The sequence below is a fragment of the Haemophilus haemolyticus genome, assembly GCF_001679045.1.
Taxonomy (GTDB): Bacteria; Pseudomonadota; Gammaproteobacteria; order Enterobacterales; family Pasteurellaceae; genus Haemophilus; species Haemophilus haemolyticus.
Map to the genome: position 1 here is coordinate 326,968 of NZ_LYCK01000013.1, position 13,090 is coordinate 340,057.

At 40.3% G+C, this 13,090-nt stretch carries 9 protein-coding genes and 1 other RNA gene; 4 read left to right on the plus strand and 6 right to left on the minus strand.

From position 1 onward, the window contains the following. Window positions 1–83: 83 nt before the first annotated feature. From A8M50_RS07365 to polA, 3 genes are read right to left on the minus strand one after another with little or no spacing between them, the layout of a single operon-like run. Window positions 84–1,388 (minus strand): L-cysteine desulfidase family protein, encoded by a 1,305-nt coding sequence (locus A8M50_RS07365; RefSeq protein WP_005646963.1) that lies wholly within the window; start codon window positions 1,386–1,388, stop codon window positions 84–86. 18 nt (window positions 1,389–1,406) lie between these two features. Further along, window positions 1,407–1,721, minus strand: a complete 315-nt coding sequence (locus A8M50_RS07370; protein ID WP_005647117.1) for a cupin domain-containing protein — start codon at window positions 1,719–1,721, stop codon at window positions 1,407–1,409. A gap of 11 nt (window positions 1,722–1,732) precedes the next feature. Beyond that, entirely contained in the window at window positions 1,733–4,540 is a 2,808-nt protein-coding gene (polA, locus tag A8M50_RS07375) for a DNA polymerase I (protein ID WP_005647110.1), read from the minus strand. A gap of 148 nt (window positions 4,541–4,688) precedes the next feature. Between polA and A8M50_RS07380 the strand changes: the two genes are divergently transcribed. From A8M50_RS07380 to clpB, 4 genes are all read left to right on the plus strand, one after another. Then, window positions 4,689–4,991: a cell division protein ZapA gene (locus A8M50_RS07380; RefSeq protein WP_005632126.1), complete on the plus strand. Its 303-nt coding sequence runs from the start codon at window positions 4,689–4,691 to the stop codon at window positions 4,989–4,991. A 235-nt stretch (window positions 4,992–5,226) separates the two neighbouring features. Next, window positions 5,227–5,424, plus strand: a non-coding RNA gene (ssrS, locus tag A8M50_RS07385) — 6S RNA. A gap of 17 nt (window positions 5,425–5,441) precedes the next feature. Next, window positions 5,442–6,005, plus strand: coding sequence for a 5-formyltetrahydrofolate cyclo-ligase (locus tag A8M50_RS07390; RefSeq protein ID WP_005646922.1), 564 nt, complete (start codon window positions 5,442–5,444; stop codon window positions 6,003–6,005). Window positions 6,006–6,133: 128 nt separating this feature from the next. Further along, window positions 6,134–8,704 carry an ATP-dependent chaperone ClpB gene (gene clpB, locus A8M50_RS07395; RefSeq protein ID WP_005647082.1) on the plus strand — a complete coding sequence of 857 codons (2,571 nt, stop codon included), beginning with the start codon at window positions 6,134–6,136 and terminating at the stop codon, window positions 8,702–8,704. 36 nt (window positions 8,705–8,740) lie between these two features. Here clpB and rlmB read toward each other — a convergent pair whose 3' ends face one another. The 3 genes from rlmB to yedE all read right to left on the minus strand — a co-directional run bounded on the left by rlmB (window position 8,741) and on the right by yedE (window position 13,047). Then, a complete protein-coding gene (rlmB, locus tag A8M50_RS07400) occupies window positions 8,741–9,481 on the minus strand; it encodes a 23S rRNA (guanosine(2251)-2'-O)-methyltransferase RlmB (RefSeq protein ID WP_005646937.1) in 741 nt (246 codons plus the stop codon). Between the two features lie 55 nt (window positions 9,482–9,536). Next, window positions 9,537–11,885 carry a ribonuclease R gene (rnr, locus tag A8M50_RS07405; protein WP_005647111.1) on the minus strand — a complete coding sequence of 783 codons (2,349 nt, stop codon included), beginning with the start codon at window positions 11,883–11,885 and terminating at the stop codon, window positions 9,537–9,539. 103 nt (window positions 11,886–11,988) lie between these two features. Next, a complete protein-coding gene (gene yedE / locus A8M50_RS07410; RefSeq protein ID WP_005646952.1) occupies window positions 11,989–13,047 on the minus strand; it encodes a YedE family putative selenium transporter in 1,059 nt (352 codons plus the stop codon). Window positions 13,048–13,090 lie beyond the last annotated feature (43 nt).

Here is a 13,090-nt window from a genome sequence, read left to right on the forward strand (position 1 = left end):
TATAAATTTATACTCAACCCTTTTGTTTACGATAAAGCCAATGAAATTGAAATTTCTTTATTTTTTACCGCACTTTATTTTCATTAAGGACAAGGTTTACTCACCATGATTTCAATAACCTGTCTGTCGATATGTTGCATACTTTTTGATGCAATAGCGCAGAGATTATCAATAGTTCGATCAAGATCATGTTCGACAATACCTTCATTGCCAGTAACATGGGTCTCATCCATTGCCATAAGTACCGATTTATAGCCTGAAGCAACGCTGGTGGAGACTTTCATTGCACAGCTATTGGCGGCACCATCACAGATAATGCCACTAATATCGCCAATCATGCTACAGATGCTCATGCTGGCTGTTTCAAATTTGCCTGTGAGTAAATAAGCAATACCTGCACAGCTTCCCATTGATGCTGTAGTCACAGCACAAAGTGCGGAGAGTTTTGGTAATTTACTATGAATATAAATGGCCATTAAGTGGGATAAGAAAAGTGCGCGGATTCGTGTTGCCTCACTCACCTTGAGATAATCTGCAACAACGACAACAGGCATCGTTGCCGCAATTCCTTGATTGCCCGAACCAGAATTGCTCATCGCTGGCAAAGTTGCTCCGCCCATTCTTGCATCTGATGCGGCGGTGGTTTCAATCATAATTTTGCTTAGCAAATCATCAGAAATTAAACCGCTACCCACTTGTTTTCTCAATGTGCGGCCAATATGCAACCCATAATTTTCTCGCAAACCTTCATCTGAAAGTGCCCGATTAAGGTCTGCAGCTTGACTAATAAAACGAATTTTTTCTAATTCAACCGCATTGGAAAATTCAAAAATCTCGCGTGCACTAATTTGTTTAAAAACCTCATAAGGATCGCAATGAGTACATTCATCTTCCACTTTCTGAAAAATGATTTCACCATTTTTTTCGATCAAAATAACATGGGTATGCTGATCTTGAATTGCTACTTTCACGTAATCATTATCGGCAAACAATGTTGATTCTGAATATAAAATATGTTCGGTTTGATGAATATCTACACTCACTAATTTTTGTTCAAGCATACTCTTGGCGGCAGTAACTTGCTCTGGCGTAATATGTTTTAATACTTCTAAACCGCCATCTGGATTACCGCCTAATGCGCCAATTGCCGCAGCAATGGGTAATCCCACCATACCTGTTCCTGGCACTGCAACACCCAATCCATTTTTCATGAGATTAGGTGAGACTTTAGCTTCAATGCGTTCAGGTGTTTTGCCCAAATATTTCGCCGCTGTAGCAGATGCGAGCGCAAGAGAAATGGGTTCAGTGCAGCCTAGGGCTGGCACAACATCATGTTTAACGATGTGGAGTAATGGTTTTTCAATTTCGTTAAGTCTTTCTTGATTCATAAAATTCTTTTTAATTTGTTAAATACTGTCTTCTTTCTCTATGACTAATATACGCGCTTCACCTTGTGGATAAGCAACATGTTCGGTACCGATACCCGCATAAAAAATATCACCTGTATGGAGCAATACGGCTTTCTCTTGATCATCTTCTTTGTAGCGCATTTCCACCGTACCATCCATGACAGCAAAGACTTCTTCACCGTCATTGATATGCCATTTGTAAGGTTTATCTGTCCAGTGCAGACGCACCGAAATACCATTCATATTGGTAATATCGAGGGCTCCCCAAGCGCGTTCTGCCGTAAAGTGGCGACTTTTAATAACTTTATTCATGATTAAATTCCTTAGTGCGCTTCATCCCAATTTTGTCCAACACCCACTTCCACAATCAATGGAACAACTAATTCAGCTGCAGCTTCCATGTGTTGTTTAATTTGCTCACGGAAAAATTCAACTTTTTCTGACCGCACTTCAAACACTAATTCATCGTGTACTTGCATAATCATTTCAATATCTGGATCGTGACGGATTACTTCATCAATTTTAATCATCGCTCGTTTAATAATATCCGCAGCCGTGCCTTGCATCGGTGCATTTATCGCTACGCGTTCTGCTCCTTTACGACGCATTGCATTGCTAGAATTAATATCAGGTAAATATAAACGGCGACCAAATAGCGTTTCCACATAGCCTTGTGCTTTCGCTTTTTCACGGATATCGGTCATAAATTGCTGTACGCCAGGGTAGCGTTGGAAATATAAATCCATGTATTTTTGTGCATCTGGACGGGGAATACCCAGTTGGCGTGAAAGTCCAAACGCGGACATTCCATAAATTAAGCCGAAATTAATTGCTTTAGCATTGCGACGTTGCTCGCTGGTGACTTCATCTAATGATACGCCGAAGATTTCAGCTGCCGTAGAGCGATGAATATCCTTGCCTTGAGAGAAGGCGTTAATTAAGCCTTGATCGCTCGAAAGATGCGCCATAATACGTAACTCAATTTGAGAATAGTCAGCGGCGACAATAGAATAACCTTCACGCGCGATAAATGCTTGTCGAATACGACGACCTTCTTCATTCCGAATTGGAATATTTTGTAGGTTTGGATCACTTGATGATAAGCGTCCTGTCGCCGTGACGGCTTGATGATAAGAGGTATGCACTCGGCCCGTTTGTGAATTGACCATTTGAGGCAGTTTATCCGTGTAAGTGGATTTAAGTTTACTTAAGCCACGATGTTCAACTAAAATTTTTGGTAATTCGTGGCTATAGGCTAATTCTTCCAATACTTCTTCATTCGTTGATGGCGCACCTTTTGGCGTTTTTTGTAAAACAGGTAGTCCAAGTTTATCGAACAAAATTTCTTGTAATTGTTTGGTGGAGGCCAAATTAAATGGCTGTCCCGCTAATGCGTAAGCCTGTTCTTCAAGTGCGGTTAATCTTGCAGCAATTTCGTTAGATTGTATAAAGAGGGCATCACTATCAATCAAAACGCCTGTACGTTCCATACGAGAAAGCACATGAAGTAATGGTAATTCCATTGTTTTATACAATTCAACAAGCATTGGTTCTTCTTGCAATTTTAACCACAGTGCTTGTTGTAATTTCATTGTCACATCAGCATCTTCTGCTGCGTATTCTGTGGCTTGTTCTAATGGAATTTGATTAAACGTAAGCTGACTTTTCCCTTTTCCTGCAATACTTTCAAATGCGATAGTTTCATGCCCTAAATAACGTTTAGCTAAATCGTCCATATTATGACGACCCGTACTATTTAGCGTATAAGAAAGCAACATCGTATCAAATTCAACACCTTGTAATTCAATGCCATGACGGGCAAAAATACTGTCATCAAATTTAATATTTTGTCCAATTTTGTGAATGTCAGGATTTTCTAAAATGGGTTTGATAGCCGCAAGTGCGGTCGATTTTTCGAGTGTTTTTGGCGCATCCAAATAATCCAATTGCAATGGTAAATAAGCGGCTTCGCCATTTTCAAGAGAAAAAGAGATACCTACTAAATTCGCAGACATATAATCAAGACTGTCTGTTTCAGTATCGACTGCAATGAGTTTTGCTGCATTGAGTTTTTCAATCCAGCGGGTTAAATCCGCTTGAGTGAGCAAGGTTTCATATTTTGTACGATCGATTTGAATTTTAGGCGTATTTTCCACTGCACTATTTCCCACCGAATTTTGAGCTGGTGATGTCGCTTGATACTGGTTCATTTTCACTGGCTGTTCAGTGGTTTGAGTAATAGAATCAGCACCATTCATCACTTCATTAAGCCAGCGTTTAAATTCATAACGAGCAAAATATTCAATAAGTTGATCGTTTTGGCTTTCTCCAAGAAACAATTGATCTGTTGTCACGTTAAGTTCAACATCGGTTTTGATGGTTGCTAATGTATAAGAAAGATCGGCATTGTTTTTTTCTGCCAATAATTTTTCACCTAATTTTTTCGCCCCACGAATCGGCAATTCCGCTACTTTTTCAAGATTAGCATAAATTTCAGCCATACTTCCGATGCCTTGTAGTAAACCAAGTGCAGTTTTTTCGCCCACGCCAGCAACGCCCGGAATGTTATCTGCACTATCGCCCATGAGTGCTAGATAATCAATGATGAGTTCAGGTGGAATACCGTATTTTTCAATCACACCCTCGCGATCCAATAAGCTATTATTCATGGTGTTGATGAGCATAATATTGTCATCCACCAACTGTGCCATATCTTTATCGCCAGTACTAATGAGCACTTTTTTACCCAAACGAGAGGCTTGTAGTGCGAGCGTGCCGATCACATCATCAGCTTCAACCCCTTCCACCACTAAAAGCGGAATCCCCAATGCACGAATCATATCGTGCAAAGGCTGAATTTGTTTGCGTAAATCATCAGGCATTGGTGGGCGGTGAGATTTATATTGTTCAAACATTTCATCACGAAATGTTTTCCCTTTTGCATCAAAAACAACGGCTATATGAGTGGGTTGTACTTGTGAGATGAGGCTTTTTAACATATTTAAAACGCCATACATCGCACCCGTTGGCTCACCTGCTGCATTGGTTAAAGGAGGAAAGGCATGAAATGCACGATATAAATAAGAAGAACCATCCACTAGCACAAGCGGATTTGTTGCAATTTGGGCCATAAAAATCTCATTTTAAACTGAAAAATGCGGGCATTATAGCGTAATTTATGGTGATGAGCGAACGGCGGATTCAATGTAAAATTTGTGACTAACGTTTTTTGCTATGGCATAATATCAGCCACTCAAATATTTAATTTAAGGAAATCAAATGTCGTTAAAATTGGTCGAAATTTTAGTTTTGGGTCAGGTCTTGCGTTTAAATGTGCCCGTTGAGCAAGAGGAGTTATTGCGCCAAGCTGCCCGTAATTTAGATATATTGGTTTCCGAAATGAAAGAAAAGACGGGCCTTATTCAGCTTGATCGTGTGCTTTCTATTGTGGCGCTTAATTTGAGTTTTGAATTAAGCCAAGAAAAAAATAAAGCGGCTAAAATTGAAGAGGTATTGAGAACGGGTATTCAGCAATTAGATCATTCGTTAGAAAATATCCGTGTAAATAAAGAACAATATTAAATTGGAAAGTGCGGTGGAATTGAGCTGAGATTTTTAAACTAGAAGACACAGTTAATTCGGTTCAGTAATTAAAAAAATCACCGCTATGTTTTTTAGATAGCCCTTCCGAATATCGAGAAATACCTAAAACTAATTTGTGTTATCACACTCTTTTGTCGTTTTATAATCAACTCGTTAAAATTGACAAATAAATGCTAGTCAATACTGAGAATTTGGGCTAGTATAAACCCATAAGAATTACCTGGAGTGTTCGTCAGTAGGCTATGTCCCTGAGCCGATACTTTAAATCTTATAAATTGGTTTCCTATCGTTGGTGTGTAGGCTTAACCTTTGACTCGTTCATTGGGCTAAGAAACCTGAAAACGGTATCAACTGATTTCCTTGAACCGTCGGGTTCAAGGACTACTGCCCGCAGCGGCACTCTGGGTCCTATCTTCTTCTTTCATTTCTATGAATATTCAAAAACGCCAGCAAATCCGCGCTGAAATTCGAAAAATACGCGCAAATTTAACCGCACTTCAACAGTACCAAGCTGAACAATCGGTTACTCAACAGGCATTAAATCTTATCGATCAACGACAAGCCAAAAATATTGCATTATATTTTTCTTTTGATGGTGAAATTTCTACAAAGGCCTTAATCCAATCCCTGTGGATGCAAAATAAAAATGTGTATTTGCCTGTTTTACATCCTTTTACTAAACATCATTTATTGTTTTTACGCTATTTACCTGATACGCCAATGAAACCAAATCAGTTTGGTATTTGGGAGCCAAAGCTGAATGTTCAAAATGTTTTGCCATTAAATGAACTGGATATTTTATTTACGCCATTGGTGGCTTTTGATAAACAAGGAAATCGCCTTGGCATGGGCGGTGGATTTTATGATCGCACGTTGCAGAATTGGCAAAATAAGTCTTTTATTCCAGTTGGTTTAGCGCATCAATGTCAGCAAGTAGAAAATCTTCCCACTGAGCATTGGGATGTGCAACTATTCGATATTTTGGTGGGTTGAAACCTATCATCAAATTTTTATTGATAGATAAAATCAAAAATATTTCAATTTTTCTCTTGAAATCCTTTCAAACGATCTTACTTAATTTGGGCAAACGGCGAAAGCCAAAACCAAATTGAGGAAAATGTATGAACATTGAAAAATTTACGACAAAATTCCAAGAAGCTTTAAGCGAAGCACAATCACTTGCTATCGGAAAAGATAATCAATTTATTGAACCCGTGCATTTATTGACCGCACTTTTAAATCAACAGGGCGGCTCGATTGCACCAATTTTAACTGCAAGTGGCGTAAATGTAACTTTATTGCGTAATGAGTTAAAGACTGAACTAAATAAATTGCCGCAAGTGATTGGCAATGGCGGTGATGTACAACTTTCACGCCAGCTCATTAATTTACTTAATTTATGCGATAAATTTGCACAACAAAACCAAGATAAATTTATTTCGAGCGAATTGTTTTTGCTTGCAGCTTTAGAAGAACGGGGAGCGCTCAGCGATATTTTGAAAAAGTGCGGAGCGAAAAAAGAGCAAATTTCACAAGCCATTCAGCAAATTAGAGGGGGACAAAACGTGAACGATCAAAATGCAGAAGAAAGCAGACAAGCATTAGAAAAATATACGATTGATTTAACCGCTCGTGCAGAAAGTGGCAAACTTGATCCTGTGATTGGGCGTGATGAAGAAATTCGTCGAGCGATTCAAGTATTACAACGTCGTACCAAAAATAATCCAGTGTTAATTGGTGAACCAGGTGTAGGTAAAACCGCTATCGTGGAAGGCTTGGCACAACGTATCGTAAATGGTGAAGTACCAGAAGGTTTGAAAAATAAACGCGTACTTTCATTAGATATGGGGGCGTTGATTGCTGGTGCAAAATACCGCGGTGAATTTGAAGAACGTTTAAAAGCGGTGCTCAATGAACTTTCGAAAGAAGAAGGTCGCGTTATCCTCTTTATTGATGAAATTCATACTATGGTCGGCGCGGGTAAAACCGATGGTGCGATGGATGCGGGTAACTTATTAAAACCAAGTTTAGCGCGCGGTGAATTACATTGCGTGGGGGCAACTACTTTAGATGAATATCGTCAATATATCGAAAAAGATGCCGCACTTGAGCGTCGTTTCCAAAAAGTCTTTGTGGACGAGCCTAGTGTAGAAGATACCATTGCGATCTTACGTGGTTTGAAAGAACGCTATGAAATTCATCATCACGTAGATATTACTGACCCAGCAATCGTGGCAGCGGCAACGCTTTCACACCGTTATATTTCTGATCGTCAGTTACCAGATAAAGCGATTGATTTGATCGATGAAGCTGCGTCTAGCATTCGTATGGAAATAGATTCTAAACCTGAACCGCTTGATCGTCTTGAACGTCGTATTATCCAACTAAAATTGGAACAACAGGCGTTACAAAAAGAAGAAGACGAAGCAAGTCGCAAACGTTTAGAAATGTTAGAGAAAGAATTAGCTGAAAAAGAACGTGAATATGCCGAACTTGAAGAAGTGTGGAAATCTGAAAAAGCAACGCTTTCTGGCTCTCAACATATTAAACAAGAATTAGATACTGCAAAAACCGAACTAGAACAAGCTCGTCGCGCGGGTGACTTAGCTAAAATGTCAGAGTTGCAATATGGCCGCATCCCTGCTCTTGAAAAGCAACTTGAGCAAGCTGAAACCAGCGAAGGAAAAGAAATGACGCTTTTACGCTATCGCGTCACAGATGAAGAAATCGCAGAAGTACTTTCTAAAGCTACAGGCATCCCAGTATCAAAAATGATGGAAGGCGAGAAAGAAAAACTCTTGCGCATGGAAGATGAACTACATAGACGAGTGATTGGTCAAGAAGAAGCGGTTGATGCGGTAGCAAACGCGATTCGTCGTAGTCGTGCCGGTCTTTCCGATCCTAATCGCCCAATTGGTTCTTTCTTGTTCCTAGGGCCAACAGGTGTAGGTAAAACCGAGCTTTGCAAAACTTTGGCTAAATTCTTATTTGATAGTGAAGATGCGATGGTGCGTATCGATATGTCAGAGTTTATGGAAAAACACAGTGTCTCTCGCTTAGTCGGGGCACCTCCAGGCTATGTTGGTTATGAAGAAGGCGGTTATTTAACTGAAGCTGTTCGTCGTCGTCCGTATTCAGTGATCTTATTAGATGAAGTTGAAAAAGCCCATGCGGATGTGTTCAACATCTTGTTGCAAGTGTTAGATGATGGTCGTTTAACTGACGGGCAAGGTCGTACTGTGGACTTCCGTAATACGGTGGTGATCATGACCTCTAACTTGGGTTCTGATTTAATCCAAGGCAGCAAAGACGAAAGCTATAGCGAAATGAAGGCCTTAGTGATGTCGGTTGTTAGCCAACATTTCCGTCCGGAATTCATCAATCGTATTGACGAAACAGTGGTATTCCATCCGCTTGGTAAAGAAAATATCCGTGCGATTGCAAGCATCCAATTAGAACGTTTAGCAAAACGTATGGAAACTCGTGGTTATGAATTGGTGTTTACCGACGCTTTATTAGATTTCATTGGTGAAGTGGGTTACGACCCAATTTATGGCGCACGTCCATTGAAACGTGCAATTCAACAAGAGATTGAAAACAGCTTGGCACAACAAATTCTATCTGGTGCGTTATTACCTGGTAAGGTTGTTACCATTGATTACGCCAACGCAGAAGTTCAAGCGAGACAATAGGTGTTAAAAAAGTGCGGTAAATTTACCGCACTTTTCTTATGAACCTAAACGCTGACGTACAATTTCAAATAAACATACCCCTGTTGCGACAGATACATTTAATGATGAAACTGAACCAGCCATTGGAATGCTAATCAGTTGATCGCAATGTTCACGTGTTAAACGACGCATTCCTTCTCCTTCAGCTCCCATGACAAGTGCTAGTGGCCCTGTCAGTTTGCTTTGATAAATAGTTTCAGTTGCTTCGCCAGCAGTGCCAACCACCCAAATATTATGGTTTTGTTGTAAATCGCGTAGTGTGCGAGAAAGATTGGTTACACGAATTAATGGCACAGTTTCTGCTGCGCCACAAGCAACTTTACGCGCGATAGATGTTAATTGTGCTGATTTATCTTTCGGTACGATCACGGCCACTGCGCCCGCTGCATCCGCTGTTCGCAAACATGCTCCCAAGTTGTGGGGATCTGTCACGCCATCTAAAACTAATAAAAGTGGATTTTGTTTATTCGCAAGAATTTCATCAAGATCATTTTCATTAAGTTCTTTTGCTGCTTGTACTCTAGCAATAACACCCTGATGAACCTCACCATCGGATTTTTTATCAAGTGTTTGTCGATTAACGAATTGCACACCAATTCCTAGTGAATAAAGCTCATTTAAGAGTGGCTGTAGACGTTTATCTTCACGGCCTTTAAGTACGAAGACTTCAATTAAACGTTCTGGAGAATGGGTTAAAATACTATTAACAGCATGAATGCCGTAGATTTGTTCTGACATAAATTTCTCTTTTTCTTATTTGAATTTTTAATTCATTCTTAAAATTGGAAGTGAATTATTTTCGTTTTCTAGATATTTTCTTCGAAACTTCTTTCTTTTTTACTGCACTTTTTCGTTTCTGGGATGTTTTAGACGGTCGTTCTTTAAAGACTTTCTTGGCTTTTTCTTTCGCGGTTTTTCCCGCACGATGAGGCTTACGTTCACTCCCCATCAGCGAGAAATCGACCATTTTATTTTCTAAATGTACCGCTTCAACTTTGATGCGAACTTTATCGCCTAAGCGATATTGCATCCCGCTATTTTCGCCAATTAAACGCTGTTTTGCTGCATCGAATTGGTAATAATCGTTTTCTAAGGTGGAAATATGGACTAAACCATCGATGAATAAATCATCTAAGCGTACAAATAAACCAAACCCCGTCACAGATGAAATAACACCGCTAAATTCACCGCCAACATGATCTTGCATATATTCGCATTTTAACCAATCTGCGACTTCACGAGTGGCGTCGTCAGCACGGCGTTCCGTCATTGAACAGTGATTGCCAAGTAAATCCATTTCATCAAAAGAGTAATGATAACCGCCTGTATCGGTGGTTTTACGTTTAGCGCCTTGTTCTTTAGCGAGTAAATACTTGATGCCTCGATGAAGTGTTAAGTCTGGATAACGGCGAATTGGCGAAGTAAAGTGTGCATACTCTTCCAAACCCAAACCAAAGTGCCCAATATTATCAGCGTGATAGACAGCTTGACTTAATGAACGTAGCAACATTGTTTGAATAAGTTCATGATCCGGTCGTTCTTTAACTTTTTCTAAGAGAGTAGCATAGTCTTTTGTGGTTGGTTTTAAGCCACCTTCTAAAGTTAAACCAAACTCACTTAAGAAAGTGCGGAAAGATGTTAATTTTTCTTCGCTCGGGGTGGCATGAATGCGATATAACGCAGGCTCTTTATGTTTTTCCATAAAATTGGCTGCTGCGATATTCGCAAGAATCATACATTCCTCAATGATTTTGTGAGCATCGTTACGAACAACGGGTTCAATACGCTCAATTCTCCCCATTGCATTAAAAATAAACTTAGTTTCAATGGTTTCAAAATCGATCGCACCACGTTGATGACGTGCACCAAGCAACGCTTGATAGAGTTTATAAAGATCTTCTAAATGAGACACAAGCGTAGAATAACGAGAGCGTAATTCTTCATCGCCTTCAAGCATTTTGGCTACTTTGGTATAAGTGAGGCGGGCGTGAGAATTCATCACCGCCTCATAAAAGCGATAATCTGTGAGCTTACCTTTGGCTGAAATTTGCATCTCACACACCATACACAAACGATCCACTTGAGGGTTAAGAGAGCATAAGCCGTTCGATAAAATTTCAGGTAGCATTGGTACAACTCGGTTCGGGAAATAGACCGAGTTACCACGATTATGCGCTTCTACATCCAAAGCGGAACGTAAACGTACGTAATAACTGACATCCGCAATCGCGACCCAAAGTTTCCAGTCTTTGCCATGTTTTTCACAATAAACAGCATCGTCAAAATCGCGAGCATCTTCACCATCAATGGTTACAAGCGGTAAATGGCGTAAATCCACACGGCCTTTTTTGGCTTCTTCTGGGACTTCTTCAGTGAATTTTTTGACGTATTTTTCCACCGTACTTGGAAACTTATGGGGGATATCGTGGTTACGCAAGGCGATTTCCACTTCCATTCCTTTCGCCATGTTATCGCCTAGAATTTCAGTGATCACGCCAATTGGCTGGTTAAAACTAGCAGATCGTTCTTGCAATTCAACAACGACAACTTGTCCCATTCGAGCACCATTACGATGTTCATTTGGCACGAGAATATCTCGGCCAATTCTGCTGTCATCAGGCACGACATAGCTAAAACCGTTTTCTAAGAAAAAGCGACCCACAATTTGTTTTTTACGGCTTTCTAATACGCGTACAATTCGCACTTCACGGCGACCACGACGATCTAATCCTGCAGGCTGAGCTAAGACAAAATCTCCATGCATGACTCTTTGCATTTGATGGTTCGGAATGAATAAATCATCCTTTTTGCCATCGACCTGTAAAAAACCAAAACCTTCGCGATGACTAATTACCGTGCCTTTAAATAAATCTAATTTTTCTGGTAAGGCATAGCATTTACGTTTGGTGAACACCAATTGTCCATCATTTTCCATCGCGCGTAATCGGCGACGCATCGCTTCTATTTGCTCTTCATTTCGAATGGAAAGTGCGGTCAAAATTTCATCCCGATTCATCGGTGCATTATTGTCTCGAATAACGCTTAAAATAAATTCACGGCTTGGGATTGGATTGCCGTATTTTTCCAGTTCTCGTTTGTAATGCGGATCTTGGCTGATTAAGTTTTTACGTTTTTTTGTCATTATTTTTTACAGTTTTAAAAAGTGCGGAGAGTTTGACACTGTAAGGGGGATAATGCAAGGAAAAGAAAATCTGCACTCGTGATGAGTGCAGATAGAAAGTGAATTAAGCGGATTTTTTGGTAAAGCCAATATAGGCGCAGAATATAAATCCAAGCACTAAAGCATAAGTCGTGAATTCACCAATGCCAGCACCTGAAGCGGCAAGGCTTAAACGATGCGCAGCAGCTGCACCTAAAAGCATACCAAGCACAAAAATAGCGGAGTCATTATCGCCTTCACCAAGATGAACTAAATGTTTGCCTGGACAACCACCGCCAAGGGCGAAGCATAAGCCGCAAAGTGCCATGCCGAGGAAGTTCCAAAGATATTGATTATGTGCACCAGGTTGTTGTTCAAACCCTAAATGGAATTGACCAAGTAAAGCATTGGTAATAGCAGCAAATACCACTAAAGCGATGACACCGTTCAATAATGAAGAATCACGGAATAGAATAAAATTACGGAATGCGCCAATTGAGCAGAAACGTGATTTTTGCATTAATACCCCTACGATTAGCCCACCCAATAAAGATAATGCCCAAAATGCATGTTGTGCGCCAGGGCCTTTTTGTGAGAAATAAAGCGGTAAGCCTTCGCCAAAACTAAATTGAGTGATAACGCCAATAAGTAATAAACCCGCGATAATGACAGAAATCCAGCCTGTAACAGGAGCTTGTTCTTTTGCTTTACCGAGCGAAAATCCTCGATTGCTAAAGAAAATTCCACCTAGTACGCCGACAAATAAACCGACAATACCAGCAATCGCAGATAAATCGCCACCGCCTAGACGCAAATATGCGCGCCATGGACAACCTAAGAAAGTTAGAGCGCCAATCATGGCAAATACGCCTAAAATTAAGCGAATGAATGGCGATGAACCACCACGAGCACGGAATTCTTTTGCAAATAATGCACTCACTAACGCACCGAAAATTAATCCGATGAGTTCGGGGCGAATATATTGAAGTGGAGCGGCTTGATGTAAGCCAATGGAGCCAGCTGTATCGCGTAAGAAACAGGCTGCGCAGAATCCCATATTGCCGGGATTCCCGCTATAAGTAAGTAGTGGAGCGATGATACCAAGTGCAGCACCTGCAACCACAGGCCATTTTGATCCTTTCATAATGAAACCCTTGTGATATCTAAAGTTAAAGTAAATTGTGTAC

Coding starts and splice junctions, on each gene's coding strand:
- A8M50_RS07365 (WP_005646963.1), bottom strand. CDS start 1,388: ATGAATCAAGAAAGACTTAACGAAATTGAAAAACCATTACTCCACATC.
- yedE (WP_005646952.1), bottom strand. CDS start 13,047: ATGAAAGGATCAAAATGGCCTGTGGTTGCAGGTGCTGCACTTGGTATC.
- rlmB (WP_005646937.1), bottom strand. CDS start 9,481: ATGTCAGAACAAATCTACGGCATTCATGCTGTTAATAGTATTTTAACC.
- clpB (WP_005647082.1), top strand. CDS start 6,134: ATGAACATTGAAAAATTTACGACAAAATTCCAAGAAGCTTTAAGCGAA.
- A8M50_RS07370 (WP_005647117.1), bottom strand. CDS start 1,721: ATGAATAAAGTTATTAAAAGTCGCCACTTTACGGCAGAACGCGCTTGG.
- rnr (WP_005647111.1), bottom strand. CDS start 11,885: ATGACAAAAAAACGTAAAAACTTAATCAGCCAAGATCCGCATTACAAA.
- A8M50_RS07380 (WP_005632126.1), top strand. CDS start 4,689: ATGTCGTTAAAATTGGTCGAAATTTTAGTTTTGGGTCAGGTCTTGCGT.
- polA (WP_005647110.1), bottom strand. CDS start 4,540: ATGGCCCAAATTGCAACAAATCCGCTTGTGCTAGTGGATGGTTCTTCT.
- A8M50_RS07390 (WP_005646922.1), top strand. CDS start 5,442: ATGAATATTCAAAAACGCCAGCAAATCCGCGCTGAAATTCGAAAAATA.